Here is a 19,318-nt window from a genome sequence, read left to right as displayed (position 1 = left end):
TTTCGGAGCGTGACGCACCGGTCCCTGACGCCCCTGGCGCTCCTGTGCCTGCTCGCCCCGGCCCTGGCGCAGCGCTTCGACGCCCTGCACCCGCCCAACACCTACCGCAACGCCGACAACCCCCACTACTGGCGCAACCGCCCCCCGCACGAGGCCTACTGGCAGCAGGACGTGCACTACACCCTGCGCGCACGGCTGGACGAGGTGGCCGACCGCATCGAGGGCGAGGGCACCTTGCTGTACTGGAACAACAGCCCGGACACGCTGCGCCACGTCTTCTTCCACCTCTACCAGAACGCCTACAACGCCGGCTCGCACGCCGACCTGATGGAGCACGGGCGCCCCACACGTGGTGACACCGTGGAGCATGGCACCACCCTGGCCTACCTGCGCACGGGCGCCATCGACCTGCGCACCGAGCTGGACAACACCATGCTCAAGGCCTGGCTGCCCGAACCGCTTCCGCCCGGCGGCCGCATCACCTTCACCATGGCCTTCACCACCCACTACGGCATGGACGTGCAGCGGCGCATGAAGCTCTTCAACGCCTGGGGCTTCAAGCACTACGACGGCGTGCACTGGTATCCCCGCATCGCCGTGTACGATGCCCATATGGGCTGGGACACACAGCAACACCTGGGGCACGAGCTCTATGGCGACTTCGGCACCTTCGACGTCACCCTGGACATGCCCAACGACATGGTGGTGGAGGCCACCGGCTGGCTGCAGAACCGCGACGAGGTGCTGCCCCGCGAACTCCGCGAGCGGCTCGACCTGGCCCGCTTCGCCGGCAAACCCTGGAACGAAGCCCCGAGCGTGGTGACGCCCTACGAACCCGGACGCCGCAAACGCTGGCGCTACCACGCGGAGAACGTGCACGACTTCGCCTTCACCGCCGACCCCACCTACCGCATCGGCGAGGCCTGGTGGAACGGCGTGCAGTGCATCGCGCTGGCCCAGGAACCCCACGCCGCCGGCTGGCAGAACGCCGCGGGCTACACCGCGCGCATCATCGAGACCTTCAGCCGCGACATCGGCCCCTATGTGTACCCCAAGATGGTGGTGGCCGATGCGCGCGACGGCATGGAATACCCCATGCTGACGCTCGATGGTGGGCGCGACCCTGAGTACCGCGGCCTGCTGGTGCATGAGGTGGGCCACAACTGGTTCTATGGGATGGTGGGCAACAACGAGACTTACCGCGCCCTACTGGATGAGGGCTTCACCCAGTTCCTCACCAGCTGGGGCCTGGAGCACATCGACGGCGACACGCTGGTGGAGGACGCGCCCAGAGGGCGCTACGTGTCCCGCTTCACCCGGCCGGAACTTGTGCGCGAATCCGAGGTGTACCGCGGATACATGCGCGATGCCGTCCGCAACGAACTGCCGCCCATCGACACGCACAGCGATGGCTTCGGTCCGGTGGAAGGGCGCGGCGGCGGCTACGGACACGTCTACTACAAGACGGCCACCATGCTGTACAACCTGCAGTACCTGCTCGGCGACAGCGTGTTCCTCGCCGCCCTGCAGCACTACTTCCGGCAATGGTACCTCTGCCACCCCACCGTGGCCGACATGCGGCAGAGCTTCGTGCGCAGCACCGGCGTGGACCTCAACCCCTTCTTCGATGCCTGGCTGACGACGGACAAGCTGGTGGACTACCGGGTGTGCGGGATCACACGCCGCATGCGCAGCGAAGGGCAGACCATCCGCTTGCGGCGGCGCGGTGGCATCGCCATGCCCATCGACCTGCAGGTGACCGCGCGCGACGGAACGGTGCACGATTTCCACATTCCCACCAGCTGGTATACGAAGCCGACCACGGCCACCGTGCTGCCGCGCTGGACCGGCTGGGACAGGCTCCGGCGCACGTATGTGGCCCGCGTGGACATCCCCACGGGCATCGCCTCCGTCCGCATCGACACCAGCCTGCGCCTGGCCGACGCCTACCAGCCGGACAACAGCCTGCCGCGAGCCGTGAGCATCGCCTTCGATCACCACGTGCGCAACCCGCCCGACCGCCGCCACTACGAGGCCTTCGGTCGACCGGACCTGTGGTGGAACGGCTTCGACGGCCTCAAAGTGGGCGCCCACCTCCACGGCAGCTACTTCCGCCATACGCATCAAGTGAGGCTGTCCGCCTGGGTGAACACCGGCCTGGGCCAGGCCCTGCCCGACGGCGGTGTGGACACCCGCCACGACGCCCTCTCCTACGTGCTGCGCTACAGCACCGGCACCACGCGCCTGTTGAAGGGCTCCAGCGTCCGCGTGCAGGCCCGGCACTTGGACGGCCTGGAGCTGTACGGCGGCGGCGCCAGCTGGACCATACCGGACGAACGCACCACCGTGAGCGCCGACATGCGCTACATGATCCGGCGGGACACCAGCGACCTCACCTACCTGCTGTACCCCGACGAGTGGACCTTGAACGCGCTCTCCGGCCTGCTGGACCTCACCGTGGACCGCAGTTACCGCGCCGGTCCGCTGCGCGGCCGCGCGGAGCTGCGCCTGCGACAACCCGTGGCGGGCTCGGTGGACCAGGGCGCCCATGTGCGCATCACCACCCGCAACACGCTGCGCTTCGCCGGGCTCGACCTGCACCTGCGCGGGCTGGCCCAATACGGCACCGGGACCAACAACGTGGAGACGGGGCTCTACCTCAACGGCGCGGCACCCGAGGAACTGATGGAGAACAAGTTCACCCGCAGCATCGGTCCGGTGCCGAACGACTGGACGGGCGCCTATGGCGCGGAAGTGGGCCATTTCCACCACGGCGGCGGGCTCAACCTGCGCGGCTATGCGGGCTATCTGGCCCCGGAGACCACCGCCGATGGCGCCCAGGTGCTCACCTACCGCGGCAATACCGGCATGGCGCTCAACGCCGAGCTCGATCTCGACGGGCTGGTCCGTTTCCGCCCCAGGGGCCTGCACCGGTACCTGCACCTGGACGTGTACCTCTTCGGCGATGTGGGCAGCATGGGCTACCGCCGCACCGATGGCGATGCACAGCGCCTGGAGCTGGCCACCCCCCGCGCCGATGCCGGCCTGGGCGCCGCCCTCACCATCAAGCGCTGGGGCCCGCTGGTGGACCTTGAACCGCTCACCCTCCGCTTCGACATGCCGCTTGTGCTCTCCTCCATCCCGGTGAGCGGGACCGACCACGTCGCCTTCCGCTATGTCGTGGGCATCGGCCGTACCTTTTGACCCATGCGTGCGCTCCTCCTTCCGTGCCTGTTGGCGGTCGCCATGCCCGCGGCCGCCCAGCCCCCGCGCTCCGCCAACGACATCACCGGGCGCTGGTCATCCGTGGATGACGTCACCGGAAAGCCGCGCAGCGTGGTGGAGATCACGGTGCGCAACGGCAAGGCCTACGGCCGCATCGTGGACCTGTACGACAGGTCGAAGCTGGATGCGGTGTGCGACCTCTGCCCCGGGGACCACAAGAACCAGCTCATCCTGGGCCTGGAGGTGATCCGCGACATGGTGGCTGACGGCGATGCGTGGGAGGATGGCACCATCCTGGACCCGGAGAACGGCAAGGAGTACAGCTGCAAGCTGTGGGTGGAGGACGGCACCCTGAAGGTGCGGGGCTACATCGCCTTCCTGTACCGCACGCAGACCTGGGTGCGGGCCACCGGTCGTTGAGCGCAGGCTCAGTCACGCACCAACCGGGCCGTACCCACCAGCGCGTCGCCGCTCAGTCGCACCGTGTAGAGCCCGGCCGGAAGCGCGGCGACATCCAGTTCCACACGATCGGCGAAGCGCCGCACATCGGCCTGTACGCGGGCGCCCCGGGCATCGATCAGCTCCGCGGTCGCAGGGGCGGAAGGGCCCGACCATCGCACCGTGGCCATGGAGCTGGCGGGGTTGGGGTGGAGGATGAGGGGGGTGGTGGTGGAGAGGTCGGAGAGGTTGAGCAGGCTTTCGCCCTCCTTTGCAAGGTACCGGACGACATGATTCTCCTTGTCACCGATGTAGGCATTTCCCCTTGTGTCCACCGCGATCCCATATGGTGCATTGAACATGGCATCCAATACAGGTCCGTCAAAGTAGCCGACCTGCCCTGTTCCTGCAACGGTGGTGACCGAACCCTGAAGGGTGATCCTTCGGATCAGGTTGCCCATCCATTCGGCCACCATCAGACCACCGGTCGGATCCCACGCCATGTATGTCGGTCGTGTGAACGAAGCGGCAGGACCCAGGCCATCCACGCTCGCCTGATTGCCATTTCCGGCCAACAGACTGACCACACCGGTCGATGAGATCACTTTCACCTTGTGGTTCATTTGGTCCGCGACATAGAGAATTTCGAGGGTATCGAATGCGATACCTGTGGGGCGGTTGAACCGCGCGTTGATGCCTGTACCCAGTTGGTCGCCTGAATTCCCGGGATTACCAGCGAACGTGGAGACCACGCCATTCTCGATCTTTCGGATCGTGTGGTTCCCATAATCGGACACGAACACCACACCATCATGCCGCACGGCAACTTCTACGGGATTATAGAACTTGGCGATGCTGCCCGGGCCGTTCGTCGTACCCGGTGCACCTGTACCGGCGATGGTCACCACGTTGCCCTGTTGATCGATCCGCTTGACCTTGTGATTGCCATTGTCCGTGACGTATACATGTCCATCATGGTAGTAAACACCTGTCGGCACATAGAACCTGGCGTTCGCACCTTGTCCATCCTGGTCGCCTTGTGAACCGCTTCCCGCCAAGGTGGTCACACCACCGTTCTGGATCCGACGGATGCAGTGGTTCTGCGCGTCCGCCACATACATCACCCCTGCGCTATCGTCGATCGCGATGCCATAGGGTGCATGGAACCTGGCCACATCGACCGCTCCGTTCACAAGGCCGGGTGAGCCATCTCCGGCATATGTACCGACCCATGAATAATTCTGTGATACGGCACCGATGGAAAACCCCAGGGCACAAGCAATGATGGGAGAACGCATGACCGCTCTTTTCCCCAAAGCTAACGACTGAACTACTTCGTCCCGATCGCGACAAGCGTATCGGTCAGGTCGGCCTTGTCCAACAGGGCCGCATAGGCCTCTTCCACGGGTCCCGACCTCAGATCCGGCCATCGCGCCTGGCCGCCAGGTGCTCCCTGCGATAACCAGAAAAGATGATTCGCAAGCGGATATCGCTGGACCCCGGACACCTGTACGTCCGTGAATCCGGCCAATTCCAGGTAGCGAGCCAGACTGACCCTAGTATGCAGCACCAGGTGCTCGCTCCAGAAGGTGAAGTTCCGGAAGGGCATGCATGCAAAGCGGGTGATCAGCGCGTCCCCGGCGTGCGGAACCTCAACCACGACCTTTCCTCCCGGGACCAGCAGTGCGTGGATGGCCTGAAGCTCCTTCAGCGGACAGGTCATATGTTCGAACACATGGAACAGCGATGCCAGATCGAACCGCTCACCCGATCCGGATAGCTCTTCAGCGCTGGCATGAACGGCATATCCCAGCTCCCGGAGCATTGAAGCGGCCTCTGCTTGGGGCTCCACGGCGGCGACCTTGGCCGCGATGGGCCTCACAAGGTCCAGCACCCCACCAAGACCGGTACCTATGTCCACATAGCTTCGACCTGCGACATGGTCAGATAGCTGGCGCGCCCGACGCATGTCATCCTCCCGGGTGGCCACCAGCCCCTGAGCCCTGCCCTTGGGGTCCCAATAGGTCAGCCCCTCCTGTTCCGGATAATAGTCCGTGCCGATGTGGTCGATCCGGTCGAGGAGAATGACCCCGCTTCGTTCACAGCGCCAGACCTCCACATCCGACCTGTCGCGCACAGATGGATGGAATCGTACCAGCGTATCCTCGCCGATCAGCCCCATTCGGACCAGTTCATCAAAGAGGGCATGGGTGGGTTTGGCCATGCCGGCAAAGTAAACAGCTGGGCAGTGCCTCCACGCTACTTTCGTCCGATCAACGAAGCGCATGGGTGAGGTAAAGAGGCAGGGGATCCGCAACACGCTCGTGGTCTATGCCGGCACATTGATCGGCGCGGTGAGTCTGCTGTATGTTCAGCCCGTTCTCTTGACGAAGGAGGAGCTTGGCCTCACCCGGCTCATCCTCTCGTTCGCCTCGGTGGTCGCCAGCCTGCTCTCCTTCGGGATCAGCTCGGTGACCGTTCGTTACCTGCCGAGGCTACACCATCCGGAAAGCGGGCATCGCGGGTTCTTCGGCTTCCTTGTCATGTACATGGCCATCACCTTGTTGGTCGGAACATTCGCACTGTTCCTGGCCAGCCCGTTCCTGGAGGAGCTGTACGGCACGGAAAGCGGCATCTTCTCACGCCATCTTCCACATGTGCTCATCCTGTCGGCGTCGTACACACTTGTGCTGGGCTTCAATGCCTATTGCTTGGCGCTCCTGAGGTCGGTATTCCCCACGGTGGTGAACGACATCGTGCTTCGCCTGATGTTCATCGCCGTCATCGTCATGTATTCCTTGGGGCTCTTCGGCGGCGGAACCTTCCTCTACCTGTTCGTGCTCACCTATACCGTTCAGGCCGCTCTGCTGCTCGCGTACATCCTCACGGTGGACAAGCCAAGGCTCCGGCCCGACCTCGGCCACATCGACCGTGCGATCGGTCTTCGCGCCATACTCCGATACGCCTCGATCATCACCTTCACATCGATCAACTCCGTCACCATTAAATACATCGACTCGATCTTCGTTGGCCAGATCGCAGTGAGCGAGGTGGCAGTGTACAGCGTGGCGGCTTTCATCGGTCTGGTCATTGAGATCCCCTTGACAGCCTCGGAGCGCATCGCCAGTCCTGCGATCTCCCATGCGTTGGCCACGAACGACCTTTCGGCGGTCCAGCGCATCTACTACCGTTCCGCTCATGGCTTCCTACTGCTCGGCGGGCTCATGTTCCTTCTTGTGGTGCTGAACGTGAAGGATGCGCTCGGTTTCCTTCCCGAGGGTTACGCCGATGGTGCCATCATCACCATGGTCATCGCTCTTGGAGCGCTGGTGAACATGGCCACGGGAGTGAACCACCCCATCCTCACAAATTCTGACCGGTATATCTACGGCTCGGTGTTCATGGTGACACTGCTGGTCGCCACGCTCGTGGGCAACGTGTTACTGGTCCCTCGCTACGGGGCTTTGGGCGCCGCGATCTCCTCCTGCTTGGCCAGTATGCTCTACAACGGATTGAAGTTCGAGTTCATCCGCCGTCACTATCGCATGCAGCCGTTCACACGCAGCTCGCTGTACATCGTCGTGATCATCGGCACACTCTGGGCGACGCTCGGCCTGTTCGACATCGACATCCACCCGGTTTGGCGGATCCTGATCCGGACCTTGGTGGCGAGCGGGTTGTACCTGGCAGCGCTTACGCTATTCAGGCTTGGTGGCGGGTGGCTGGATCAATTCCCGCTTCGTTGGTCACGCATCCAGTGAATCGTCATGCTTCGTGTCTTTGTCTGCACATCGCACCTTAGCGCGCTGCTCCTCACCCTTTATGCGAAGAGGACGCACCTGCCGGGTCACCTTGACCACCTCATCGTCGACCTGGGCGTGCGTCGTTCAAGTGTCATCGACGCTATCCGAAGGGCGGCCGGGCTTCACGAATGGACACGGATCACCAATCTGTCAGCGGAGGCCTCTGAAGAGCATTCGTTCAGACCCGGCCTCCTTCGGCGGATGATCCGAAAATGGAAGGAGGCCGCTTTCATCCGTCCGCTCTACGGCCTCCTCCTCCAGCGCTATCAGCACCGTTCGGACCGTCGCATCATGCAACGACTGGCTGAGGAGCTTCCTGCCACTCCACCTGGGATGAGCGTATCCCTTCACGTACATACCGAATGTCAGATCCTCCGTTCGCTTCGGATCCTCCGACCGGATGCGGAGGTCAGCTACTTCGAGCATGGCCAGGGTGACTACATCTACTGGAATACACCCGGAGCGGTACCCGGAAGCCTTCATGTCCTGTTCGCACGTCCCTTCCGGAAATACCTCACCGCCCGAGGTAGGGACGCGACCCTGGTCCATGAGCTTGACCTGGGTGTCGATTTCGCCGGTATCGCTGAAATGCTGCTCAAGCCGGATCACTATCCGGCCAAGGTGCCGGTACCGGTTTCATCGCCGATCGTGTTCGTGCTGCTTGAGGCCGTGGATATGTACCAGGTACCGGATCGGTTCTGGGCGGACTACATGGACAGGATCATCGAGGACCTGGGTGATGAGAAAGACCAATACTTCGTCCTAAAACCACACCCGCGTCAATCCCGCTTGTCGATCGAACGAACGATCGCTCGCTTGAACGAGCGCGGTATCAGGCATCATCTGTTGAATGAAACGCACTTCGGGATAGCCGCAGAGGTTTCCTTCGCAGCGTGGGCGCCGCATGTATCTCATGTGTATGCACTGGTCTCCACGGCCTGCTTCTACTTATCCGTACTCTACCCCAGCGAACGGATCACCTACCACTATTCAACGTCCTTCCTGGAGCGATATACCCGGAACGCACCGCCGATGTACAAGCGCCTGTTCGGGCAGATGAAACCCCTCATCGAACAGGTCTTCGCCGAGCGCTGCGTGCCCTACTGATCACAGCGTCCAGCCGTCGTCCACCACGAGGTTCTGCCCGTTGATGTACCCGGAAAGGTCGCTGAGCAGGAACAGCAGGGTGCCCGCGACGTCCTGCGCATCGAGCATGCCCTTAGTGAGCGCATGATCCCGGTAGCGTTCCAGGAAGGCCTCCGGCTGTCCGTCGCGGATGCCGCCCGGACTGATGGCGTTGCAGCGGATGCCCATCCCCGCGCAGTGGGCGGCGATGTAGCGCGTGAGCATCAGCACCCCGCTCTTGATCACGGCGTACTCCACCGGCATCGTCATGTCCGTGCCGGCGTACACCTCGAAGCGCGGGGCCACCACCCCGTAGATGCTGGCCATGTTGACGATGTTGCCGTGCCCCTGCCGCTGGAAATGCGCGATGAAGCGCTGCGATGCGAGGAAGTAGCCGCCTGCGTGCATGCCCACGTTCTCCACGAAGTCGGCGTAGGTGACCTCCTCGTACCGCCTTCCGTAGGCGCCGTTGCGCGGGTAAGCGTTGTTCACCAGGGCATCGATGCGGCCGAAGCGCTGCACCGATCCGGCGATGAGCCGGTCCAGCGAGTCCGCATCGGTGATGTCGCAGGCCATGCCCTCCACGGCATCGCCATGCGCGGAGCGGAGGGCCTCGATGACGGCCGCCGTGCGTTCGTTCATCACTTCCGCCACCACCACCCGACCGCCGGCACCCACCACGGCCTCGGTGAACACCCGGCCCAGCCGCCCGGCGCCGCCCGTGATGACCACCACTTTGCCGTCCAGCAGGCCCATCTCAGTTGAGTTTTCGGAAGACCGGCTTCACGGAAGGGCCCACGAGGTGCTTGTCGAGGCCATCACCGAGCGCGGCGGCGTACACGGCGAAGGCCTTGCGCGCGGCCGTGAGGGTGAGGTCCAGCTCCGCATCACCATGCGCGGCGGAAAGCGCCACCCAGGGCATCAGCACGCCGCCCTTGATCATCTCCTGGCTCCAAAGGGTGCGGAAGGGCAGGGAGACCTGTCCTTCGGCATCACGGGTGGTGTAATAGGGAGAGCAGCCAAAGCCGTGCGCCTCGAAGTGCGACGCCACACCCGCCTCGGCCGCCAGCGCATTGAGGCCCTCGATCAGACGCCGACCGTAGCGCCACAGGTGGCCGGTGATGTCCTCGCTCCGGTAGATCTCCACCGTGCGATTGAACGCCCCGAAGGCCGACATCTCGGAGCCGTGGGTGGTGCTGATGAGGAAGACACGCTCGGCGCCGGCCTCCCGGATGCCGCCCAGCTCCATGATCTCGCGCCGGCCGATGAGCGCCGCCAGCGCGAACCCGTTGGCAATGCCCTTCCCGAAGGTGGCGAGGTCCGGTTCGACGTCGTAGACCTTCATGGCACCCCGCAGGTCCCAGCGGAACCCGGTGATCATCTCGTCCAGCACGAACACGGCACCGTGCTTCGCGCAGAGGGCCTTCACCTGATGCAGGAAGTTGAGCGAACGCTGCGGGCATCCCGCGCAGGAGCAGGGATCGAGCAGCCCGCCGCAGGAGGAAGGACAGGGGGAAAGTGAGGTGGCCGGCTCCATGAGCACGCAGGCTATGCGGCCGGGATGCTCGATGAAGAGGCGCTCGAGGGAGGCGATGTCGTTGTAGTCGAACTTCAGCGTGAGCGCCTTGTGCTCCACCGGGATCCCGCGGTCCATGGGCGTGCTGCCGATGAACCAATCATCGTAGGTGAAGAACGGCTGCCCGGCCGGGATGGCCACGTGGGTGCGGCCCGTGAAGGCGCGCGCGAGCTTCACGGCGGCGGTGGTGACGATGCTGCCGTTCTTGGCGAACTTCACCATGCCCGCCCACGGGAAGAGCGAAAGCATGCCTTCGGCCGCCTCGAGCTCGGTGACGGAGGGCCGTGTGAGGTTGTTGCCCTTGCCGATCTCGGCGATGGCCGCCGCGTTCACGCGCTCATCGGCATACCCCAGGGTCACCGCGCGCAGCCCCATGCCGTAGTCGAGGAAGCGGCGGCCGTCGGGGTCCCACACGTAAGCCCCCTTGCCGTGGCTCAGGATGGGCGGCGCGTTGGACGGGTATTGGTCGTCGCCCCGGCTGTAGGTGTGCGCACCTCCGGGGATCGCGGCATGCAGTCGGTCGCTCCAGTTCATCGGTCGTCGATCGTTCCTTCCTGCCTGGCCTTCATCAGCGCCTCGATGATCGTGAGGTCGGTGAGGTCGTCCACCTCGAACGACTTCCACTTGGGCATGACATGGCCCAGCGTGCGCTCGTGGTAGAAGCTGCGCCGTTCGCGCAACGAGGCGGTGCGTGCGATGTACATGCTGCCCTCGAAGAAGTACACGTCATCGATCTCCTGCCGCCGTTTGAAGACGAAGCGATCCCCCTCGTAGGGCCGGATGAAGTGGGCACCGGTCATGCGGGCCAGGAAGGCGGGGTGTCCGCCTTCCGTTCGGCACACGCCCACGATGCTCTCCGCATCGGGTGTGGACAACAGCCGGTCCATGGCGGCGAGCACGTCCGCCGCGGTGCGTTGGGGCGAGGTGGGCTCCAGCATGCAGACCAGGTCGACGTGCTCGCCGGCGGCCTCCACGTGATCCAGCGCATGGATCACCACATCCATGGACGAGGCCGTGTCGGAGGCCAGTTCGGCAGGGCGGATGAAAGGCACTTCGGCGCCGGCGCTGCGGGCGGCTTCCGCGATGACCGCATCATCGGTGCTCACCACCACACGCCCGGGCCGGGTGCGCGCCGCCTCCAGTGCGGCCGCCACCGACCAGGCGATCAGCGGCCGGCCCAGGAGCGGACGCACGTTCTTGCCGGGCAGCCCCTTGCTGCCGCCGCGCGCCGGGATCAGGTAGAGCACCCTCATGCCTGGGCGTGGAGCTGCCGGGTGTGCTTGATGGTGTTCAGGACCTCCAGCACGCGCTCCTGTTCGGCCCGGGTGATGGTGACGCTGCTGGGCAGGCTGAGCCCCGCTCGTGAGAGGCGTTCGCTCACGGGGAAGCGCTGTCCGGGGCGCACGTACCGGCCGTACGGCGGCATCACATGCAGGGGGTGGAACAACGGTCGGGTCTCGATGCCGTTGCGCGCCATGCGGTCCATCACCTCGTCGCGGCCGAGGCCGAAGTCGTCGCCTATGAGGCAGCTGTACAACCAGAACCCATTGAACGCCCAGGGCTCCTCGGGCGGCGCGCCGAGGCCGCCGATGGTCTCCAGGCCTTTGGTGTACACCGTGGCCAGGTCGCGCTTGGCCTGCACGAAGGCATCCAGCCGCTCGAGCTGCGCCACGCCGATCGCCGCCTGCACGTTGGTCATCCGGTAGTTGTAGCCGACCTCCAGGTGCCAGTAGCGGCGCTGCTTGTCCATGCCGTGGTCGCGCAGCATCGTGGCCCGGGCGGCCACTGCCGCATCGCGGAAGAGCGTCATGCCCCCCTCGCCGGTGGTGATGGTCTTGTTGCCGAAGAAGCTGAAGGTGGCCGCATCGCCAAAGCTGCCCACCGGCCGTCCCTTGTAGAGCGCACCAAGCGCCTCGGCGCAATCCTCCACAACCAACAGCCCATGCCTGCGCGCGATGGCCATCAGCTCGTCCATGTGGCAGGGATGGCCGTAGAGGTGCACCGGCATGATGGCCTTGGTGCGCGGTGTGATCAAGCGTTCCACCTCGGCGGGATCGAGCGTCCAGGTCACCGGGTGCACATCGGCGATCACGGGCGTGGCGCCGGCGTGAAGGATGGTGTTGATGCTGGCGGCGAAGGTGAGGTCGGGCACGATGACCTCGTCCCCCTCCCCGATGCCCAGCGCCACCAGAGCCAGGTGGATGGCCACCGTGCCGTTGCTCACGGCCAGGGCGTGCGGCATGGCGCAGCGTTCCGCGAACCCGGTCTCGAAGCGCTTCACGTAGGCGCCCTGCGAGCTGATCCAGCCCGTGCGCAGGCAGTCGGTGACGTAGTTGAGCTCGTTGCCGTCGAGCTGTGGCGCCATCACCTGGATGCGGTGCGTGCGGCGCAGGCTGGCGAAGTCAACGGGCACGCCCTGCGCGTCGATCAGCGGGATGTGCCGCACGGTGCCGTTGAGCCGGGCCTGGATGTGCTCGGCGGGCGTGTCCACCGGCAGGGCGGTGAAGCTCCGCTGCATCACCTCGGCCACCGGCCGGTCCAGGGAGCCGTCGGCCAGGAGCGAACGCCGGATGTCGCCATCGGTGAGCACCCCGGTAAGGCGCCCATCACCGTCCACGGCGAAGCAGATGCCCTGCGCGTTGCGGTCGATCACGGCCAGCGCATCGCGCACGCTCCGGTCGTCGCGGATCAGCAGGTCGGCAAGGGTGTCGTTCATCGGGATGGTCGGTCGCGTTCGGGAAAGAGCAGCCGCTCCATGCGGCGAAGTTCGGAAGGCGGCGTCTTCCGTGTCTCCAGCACATGCACGGCATGCCCCGAACGGTCCATCAGCGGCAGGAACCAGTAGTCCGCTCCGAAGCCCTGGTTGTCGTCCACCTCGCCGCCGTTGTCGCTGTGATGCACGCAGCGCACCGCAGGCAGCAGTGCGGTGGCCGCGGCCACCGGATCGAAGCCCAGCGTGCGGGCGCTGACCTTCAGGTGGGCCGTGTCGAGCAGCAGACCCAGCCGTGCATCCCGGACATCCGCGAGGAGGCGCAGCTGCTCCTCCTGGTCCACGCAGAGCAGGGGGTTGGTGCCGTCGGCATAGCGGTTCACCGGGGCCAGCACGTTGTTCTCGATCAGCAGACCCGTGGGCAGATCCCGCGTGCGCGCCAGCACCTGCCGCACCGCCTCGGTGAAGCGTGCCCAGTGCAGCGCCCTGTCGATCCGCGCCACCTGTTCCAATCGTCGACCGAGCTCGCTGGGACGCGGGTCCACGCAGAAACCGGCGTGCACCGAGAAGAAGGGCGCGCCCACCGCATGGCTCAGTTCCATGCCCTGCACGCAATGGGCGATGCTGCGATCGCGGATGCCATCGTCCGCGCTGCCGAGGTTCAGCACGAAGGGATCGGCCGGTGCGGGGAAGTAGTTGTGTGCGAAGCGGCGCATGGGCGCGGTGCGGAACAGTTCCGTCATGTCCGGGTGGAACGGCATGCCGCTGCTGAACTCCAACGCCATGAACTCGCGATCGGCCTCGGCGATCATGGCCTCCGGCGCCATGCCTGCGAACGCCAGCGAGCTCATCACCGCCTCGCGCTTCGGGGTGAGGTCGCAGGTGAGAAAGAGGATGCCTTCACCCGTCCCGGCCTGTACGAGACCATAGCGCTCGTACAGCCGGATGGCGGTGTGGTTGTCCGCGTCCACCGCAAGCTTCAGGGCCGTGATGCCCATGCCCCGCGCACTGTCCAGCAGCAGCCGCATCATGTGCGCACCGAAGCCGCGACCCCAGTGCCGCTCCTGCACCGCGATGCCCAGCCACACCACGCCGTCCTCGCGGTCGAGATGACCGTAGGCGACGGGCTCCTCCCCTTCCATCCACAGCCAGGTGCAGGCGTGCTGGTGGAGCACCTCCGGGGTGCGCTTCGCGAAATAGCGGAAGCTGCGGAGCGCGTCGCCGGCACCGTCCAGGAAGGCCTGAAGGAGGCGGGCGTCGTCGGGACCGATGCGGCGCTGGCCCATGGCTCAGGGGTGCAGGTGGTCCCAGGTGAGCGCTTCATCCATGCGGAGAGGGCGCGCCAGCCGTCGCCCCACCACGGCGTCCAGATGCTTCGGGGAGAGGCCGTTCGCGGGCCGCTTGAAACCCAGGTCGGCCTCCGACAGCACATGGTCCGCCGGCAGCTCACGCGCGGCCACCAGGCTGCGGCGCATGCCGTAGGTGTTCGCGCGTTCGCGTTCACCCGGCCGTTTGATGCCGTCGCCCAGGCTCAGTTCCACCGCCCGGATGCCCTTCACCAGTTCGCGGAAGGCCGCAGGCTCCAGGCTGCTGCTGTGGTCCGGACCAGGCATGGCGTTGTCCAGTGTGAAGTGCTTCTCGATCATCTCCGCGCCCAGCGCCACTGCCGCGAAGCAGGCGTAGTTGTCCGGCACATGGTCGCTGTAACCCACGCGCACCCCGAGCTCGTCGCGCATGGTGAGCATGGCGCGCAGGTTGACGTCCTCCACGCGCGAGGGGTAGTCCGTGTTGCACTGCAGGATGAAGAGGTCGCTGTTGCCCGTGCCGCGAATGGCGTCGACCGCCTCGCGCACCTCCTGCATGTCCGCCATGCCGGTGCTCACGATCATGCGGCGGCCGTAGCGCGCCACCTGCCGCAGGAAGGGCAGCTCCACCACCTGCCCGCTGGCGATCTTGAAGGCGTCCACGCCCAGCCCGTTCAGCAGCTCCGCATCCTCCGGGTTGTAGGGCGTGCTCATGAAGTCGATGCCCACCTGGCGGCAACGGTCCTGGATGCGCGCGAAGGCCTCGCGGTCCAGCTCCAGCTTGCGCAGCATGTCGAACTGGCTTTCGGCGCGGTCGGTGACCTCCAGCTGGTAGTTCGCCTTGGGCGAGCTGGCCGTGACGATGCGCTCGGCCTTGAAGGTCTGGAACTTCACACAGTCCGCACCGGCGGCCTTCGCCTCGTCGACCAGGCGGAACGCCAGCTCCAGGCTGCCGTTGTGGTTCACGCCGGCCTCGGCGATGATGTAGGTGCGGGCCATCGGGGCCGAAGTTATCCTGCCGCGTGGATGAGCGCGGCGAGCGCCGCGGTGGCCCGCCGGCGCTCGTAGCGCGCATGCTGCCCGCCGGTGACGCCGTGGTCCACGCCGGCCTTCACCGCTTCGGCGCGGGCGACCATCCAGTCGGCCATCGCGGTCACCTGATCCCGGGTGAAGAAGGCACCTGCCCGGCATTCGGCGATGATCCGCGCGGCATCCCCTTCCACCGGGCCCAGTCCCAGAACGGGGCGCTCCACGGCGAGGTACTCGAAGAGCTTGCCGGTGAGAATGCGCTCATCGCCCGGGCCCTCGGGGATGACGAGCAGCAGCACGTGCGCGGCCGCCATCTCCTCCAAGGCCTTCGCATGCTTCACGGGCGCGTTCCACATGCAGCGGTCGAGCACGCCGGCCCGTGCGGCAGCCTCGCGCACCGCCTGGCCCACCTGCCCGATGAAGCGCAGCTCGATGGGCAACGGCGAACGCTTGAGCGCTTCCGCTGCGGCGGTGAAAAAGGCCTGCGGCGCATAGCTGCCGGCCATGGTGCCCACATAGGTGATGCGCAGCCGGTCGCCGGGCAGCGGGTGGCGGGCGATGCCCTTCAGGTCGTCCGCATCGTAGCCGTTGGGGATCACGTGCAGCCGGGGCTCCACGCCGTGGCCATAGCGTTGCACGAAGGCCGAGCGCATGGACGGCCCCACCACCACCACCGCATCGGCCTGCTCCAGCACCGCGGCCTCGTATGCACCGTCCAGCCGCTGCGCGCGCCGGCCCTTCATCAGTTCGCGGGCGAAATAGATGTCCGTCCAGGGGTCGCGCAGGTCGGCGATCCAGCGCAGGTGGGGGAAGCGTTCCTTGAGGCGGAGGCCGATCAGCTGGCTGCTGTGCGGTGGCGAGGAGATCAGCACCGTGCCGATGCCTTCGCGTTCGATGAGGGGGATGGCGGCCTTCACGGCATGGCGCACCCAGCCCCGGCGCGCGTCGGGGATCATCCAGTTGCCGCGCACCCACCGCATGGCGCGCTTCATCGCGCCCTCCCTCCCTCCGGTGGCGAAGCCGGCATGGGGCACCGCGCCTTTTCCACTCAGCGCGGCGAGCAGGCGCAGCGGCTCGAACGAAGGGGTGCGCACCACGGCCACCCCTGCGGGCACTTCGGCCTCGAGCGAGGGGTCCAACGCGGGGTAGCTCGCCTGCGCGGGATCGACCGTGAGCACGATGGGGTGGATACCGTGCTGCGGCAGGTACTTCACGAACTTGAGCCCGCGCTGCACCCCCGCACCACCGCTCGGTGGCCAGTAGTAGGTGATGAAGAGGACGGGTGTCATGCGTCGGCGGCCCGCGCCTTGCGCCAGGCCGCGAAGCCCGCACCAGCCGCCGCCAGGATGATCAGCAGGCCACCGGCCAGGCTCAGCGTGTTGCCCAGGGTGTATGACCGGCTAGCCACGCGGAACTCCACCACATGCTCGCCGGCCGGCACCCGCATCGCGCGCAGCAGGTAGTCGGCGCGCACGTGCTCCACCGGCTGACCATCGAGCGTGGCCTGCCAGTCGGGCCCGTACCAGATCTCGCTGAACACCACCACCCCGCCGTTCGCGCTGCGCACCGTGTAGCGCAGGGCGTTGGCCGCGTAGCTATCGAGCGTCACGGAGGCCGAGGGGTCCGGCGTGATGGCCGCATCGCCCAGCGCCGCGCGCCAGCGTTCATCCACCACGGCCACCGCGTCCGGGCCCACTTCGCCCAGCGCCGTGATCTCCGCATCGGCGTCCTTCACCCAGCGCACCTCGTTCACGAACCAGGCCGGACCGTAGGCGTTGACGTTGAGCAGGGCCGGTCGCGCGGGGTCGGTGATGAGGTAGCGCGTGTTGAGCATGTTGATCACGTTCTGCCGGGCCAGCACCGCGTTCACGGAGGTCATGGTGGCACCCTCGCCGAAGGCCCCTCCGATGGCGGCCATCTCGGGCCCCAGGTGGAACTCGATGAGGTCCTGGTAGCGCTTCAGCTTGGCCCCGTGGTAGCCGCCCACGCTCTTGTGGAAGTAGCTCACGCGGCTGTCGTTGAACGGGTTCTGGAAGGTGAGCACGCGGAAGTGGCTGTTGCGCCGCAGCGCGGCGAAACGGGCGAGCGTCTCCTCCTCCTTGCTCACCATGCGGTCGCGCCCCTTGTTGCCCTGCTTGCGCGCCTTGAGGCGGGTCACGGTGGCTTCGGCGTCGGCCCGTGAAGCGGCGTTCTCCTCCTGCTGCAGGATGGCCAGGTCCGCCGCGGTCGGTTTGAAGGGCAATGCGTTGGCCGCGGGCTCCTCCCACATGCGGTAGCGGCCGCCGTCCTTCTCGTTGTTCACGAAGCGCTTGTCCACCGCCCAAAGGTCGAGCAGCACGAGCGCACCGAGGCCTGCGAGCAGCGCCATCTTGGGCACGCGCCCCCGGCCGAACAGGAACAGCAGCGCGCCGCCGGCCACGATGAAGAAGAGCCCGCGCCAGGCATCCGCCGCCACGATGCCGGCCCGGTGCTCCTTGAGCGCGTCGACGGCGGCCTGCAGGCTGCCCACGTCACCGGTCTCGGCCTGGGCACTGAAGCGTGCGCGCTCGGCATCGCTCACCAGGTCGGTGAAGGTGCCGGGCATCACCGCGAAGAGGACCATCAGCAGGGCCAGCACGCCCGCCGTGACCAGGAAGGCACGCTCCCGCGCACGGTCCCAACGTCCCTCCTTCACCACCTTGTCCAGGTACAGCACGGCCAGCACGGGGGCGGCCAGCTCCACGATCACCAGGATGATGGTGACCGCGCGGAACTTGGCGTAGCCCGGCACGTGGTCCAGAAAGAAGTCGGTGAGCGGCATCCAGTTGCGGCCCCAGCTGAGCAGCAGCGTGAGGAACAGCCCGCTGAAGAGCGCATAGGGCAGCGGCTCGCGCCAGAGCACCAGGCCGGCCAGCAGGTAGGCCAGGACCAACACTGCGGCCAGCATCGGTGAGGTGATGGAGATGAGCACGCCGATGAGCGGCAGCGACGCGAGCACCCACCAGCGCGCCAGGCCTTCCGTGCGGGCCAGCATCAGCAGCAGGAGCAGCACCACCAGAGCACCGAGGTAGACCGGTCCGCTGGTGAAGCTCTGATCGCCCCAATAGCTGTTCACGTAGCCGCCGCCGCCATACACCTCGTTGAGGTAGCGCTTGAGCTCGGGATCGGTGATGGCCGCCAGCTCCTCGCGGGTGGTGATGAGCGAACCGGAATCGCCGCCCTTCGCGTTGGGCACCAGGAAGGTGAAGGTCTCCTGCTTGCCGTAGCTCCAGGCCGTCACGTAATCGCGGTCAAGCCCCTTGGTGCGGATGTCGGCCGCGCTCTCCCCGTCGGGACCGATGGTGAGCTCGCTGGGCCCGCGGGTGGTGTAGGTGCCGTACTCGGCGGTTCCCCACAGCACACCCGCATTGGCCATCACGGCCAGCACCACGGCCAGCAGCCCCAGGCCGGCCCGGCCGAGCAGGTCGATCGCACGCCCTTCACGGATGAAGCGGAGCGCCTCCGCCAGCGCGAACAGCAGCAGCACCATGGCCAGGTAGTAGGTGACCTGCAGGTGGTTGGCATGGACCTCCAGCCCCAGGAAGAGCGCCAGCAGGGCCGCGGCCGGGAGCCTGGCCCCGCGGAAGAGCGCCCAGGTGGCCCCCAGCACCAGCGGCATGTAGCCGATGGCGGTGGCCTTGGTGTTGTGGCCCGCCTCGAAGATGATGATGAAGTACGACGAGAAGGCATAGGCCAGCGCGCCCACCACGGCCACCCCGCGGTCCACACCCAGCATGGAGAGCAGGATGAACATGCCGATGAGGTAGAGGAAGACGCTGCCCGCCGGATGCGGCAGGAAGCCATGGAAGAGCCGGTCCACCCACTTGAGCACGTCGCCCTTCCACACCACGCTGATCTGGTAGGCGGGCATGCCGCTGAACATGCTGCCGGTCCACAGCGGTTCCTCGCCGTCGTGGGCGTCGCGGTGCTCGATGATCTCCTGCGCGCCGCCCAGCCAGTTGCGTTGGTCGCCCTGCACCATGCGTTTGCCCTCCAGCAGGGGGCTGAAGTAGGCGAGCGGCAGGGCGATGAACAGCAGCACGGCCAGCCCGATCGGCAGCCATTTCCTCAGGTCCTTCATCGGTTCGGG

General features: G+C 66.2%; 14 protein-coding genes. 4 read left to right on the top strand and 10 right to left on the bottom strand.

The features are described 5' to 3' along the window. The first annotated feature begins 9 nt into the window (after positions 1-9). Both IPM49_15245 and IPM49_15240 read left to right on the top strand, forming a co-directional pair. Positions 10-3,204, top strand: a complete 3,195-nt coding sequence (locus tag IPM49_15245) for a M1 family metallopeptidase (protein ID MBK9275876.1) — start codon at positions 10-12, stop codon at positions 3,202-3,204. Between the two features lie 42 nt (positions 3,205-3,246). Then, a complete protein-coding gene (locus IPM49_15240) occupies positions 3,247-3,645 on the top strand; it encodes a DUF2147 domain-containing protein (GenBank protein MBK9275875.1) in 399 nt (132 codons plus the stop codon). Positions 3,646-3,653: 8 nt separating this feature from the next. Here the strand turns inward: IPM49_15240 and IPM49_15235 are convergent, their stop codons facing one another. Further along, complete coding sequence (locus tag IPM49_15235; GenBank protein ID MBK9275874.1) at positions 3,654-5,093, bottom strand: hypothetical protein; 1,440 nt, start codon at positions 5,091-5,093, stop codon at positions 3,654-3,656. Continuing rightward, the gene (locus tag IPM49_15230) at positions 4,994-5,887 is read right to left on the bottom strand and encodes a class I SAM-dependent methyltransferase (GenBank protein MBK9275873.1); all 894 of its coding nucleotides are present in this window, start codon (positions 5,885-5,887) and stop codon (positions 4,994-4,996) included. The genes IPM49_15235 and IPM49_15230 overlap by 100 nt, the downstream gene beginning before the upstream one ends. Positions 5,888-5,948: 61 nt before the next feature. On the opposite strand from IPM49_15230, the gene IPM49_15225 reads away from it, so the two are divergent. Both IPM49_15225 and IPM49_15220 read left to right on the top strand, forming a co-directional pair. Further along, positions 5,949-7,424 (top strand): polysaccharide biosynthesis C-terminal domain-containing protein, encoded by a 1,476-nt coding sequence (locus tag IPM49_15225; protein ID MBK9275872.1) that lies wholly within the window; start codon positions 5,949-5,951, stop codon positions 7,422-7,424. A 6-nt stretch (positions 7,425-7,430) separates the two neighbouring features. Next, a complete protein-coding gene (locus IPM49_15220; protein MBK9275871.1) occupies positions 7,431-8,573 on the top strand; it encodes a hypothetical protein in 1,143 nt (380 codons plus the stop codon). Here the strand turns inward: IPM49_15220 and IPM49_15215 are convergent, their stop codons facing one another. Genes IPM49_15215 through IPM49_15180 form a run of 8 tightly spaced genes read right to left on the bottom strand, consistent with a single transcriptional unit; the run spans position 8,574 to position 19,309 of the window. Beyond that, positions 8,574-9,347, bottom strand: coding sequence for an SDR family oxidoreductase (locus IPM49_15215; GenBank protein MBK9275870.1), 774 nt, complete (start codon positions 9,345-9,347; stop codon positions 8,574-8,576). A 1-nt stretch (position 9,348) separates the two neighbouring features. Beyond that, positions 9,349-10,701: a glutamate-1-semialdehyde 2,1-aminomutase gene (locus IPM49_15210; GenBank protein MBK9275869.1), complete on the bottom strand. Its 1,353-nt coding sequence runs from the start codon at positions 10,699-10,701 to the stop codon at positions 9,349-9,351. After that, entirely contained in the window at positions 10,698-11,420 is a 723-nt protein-coding gene (locus tag IPM49_15205; protein MBK9275868.1) for an acylneuraminate cytidylyltransferase family protein, read from the bottom strand. Before IPM49_15205 ends, IPM49_15210 begins: the two co-directional genes overlap by 4 nt. After that, complete coding sequence (locus tag IPM49_15200; protein ID MBK9275867.1) at positions 11,417-12,883, bottom strand: aminotransferase class I/II-fold pyridoxal phosphate-dependent enzyme; 1,467 nt, start codon at positions 12,881-12,883, stop codon at positions 11,417-11,419. Before IPM49_15200 ends, IPM49_15205 begins: the two co-directional genes overlap by 4 nt. Continuing rightward, on the bottom strand, positions 12,880-14,163 hold the full coding sequence (locus tag IPM49_15195) for a GNAT family N-acetyltransferase (GenBank protein ID MBK9275866.1): 1,284 nt from the start codon (positions 14,161-14,163) through the stop codon (positions 12,880-12,882). Before IPM49_15195 ends, IPM49_15200 begins: the two co-directional genes overlap by 4 nt. A gap of 3 nt (positions 14,164-14,166) precedes the next feature. After that, the gene (gene neuB, locus IPM49_15190; GenBank protein ID MBK9275865.1) at positions 14,167-15,180 is read right to left on the bottom strand and encodes an N-acetylneuraminate synthase; all 1,014 of its coding nucleotides are present in this window, start codon (positions 15,178-15,180) and stop codon (positions 14,167-14,169) included. 11 nt (positions 15,181-15,191) lie between these two features. Further along, positions 15,192-16,499: a glycosyltransferase family 4 protein gene (locus IPM49_15185; GenBank protein MBK9275864.1), complete on the bottom strand. Its 1,308-nt coding sequence runs from the start codon at positions 16,497-16,499 to the stop codon at positions 15,192-15,194. Continuing rightward, positions 16,496-19,309 (bottom strand): hypothetical protein, encoded by a 2,814-nt coding sequence (locus tag IPM49_15180; protein ID MBK9275863.1) that lies wholly within the window; start codon positions 19,307-19,309, stop codon positions 16,496-16,498. The genes IPM49_15185 and IPM49_15180 overlap by 4 nt, the downstream gene beginning before the upstream one ends. Between the last annotated feature and the right edge of the window lie 9 nt (positions 19,310-19,318).

The sequence above is a fragment of the Flavobacteriales bacterium genome (assembly GCA_016715895.1).
In the GTDB taxonomy this organism is placed as follows: domain Bacteria; phylum Bacteroidota; class Bacteroidia; order Flavobacteriales_F; family PHOS-HE28; genus PHOS-HE28.
Note: the sequence above shows the minus strand (reverse complement) of the source record. Positions and strands in the feature narration are given on the sequence as shown.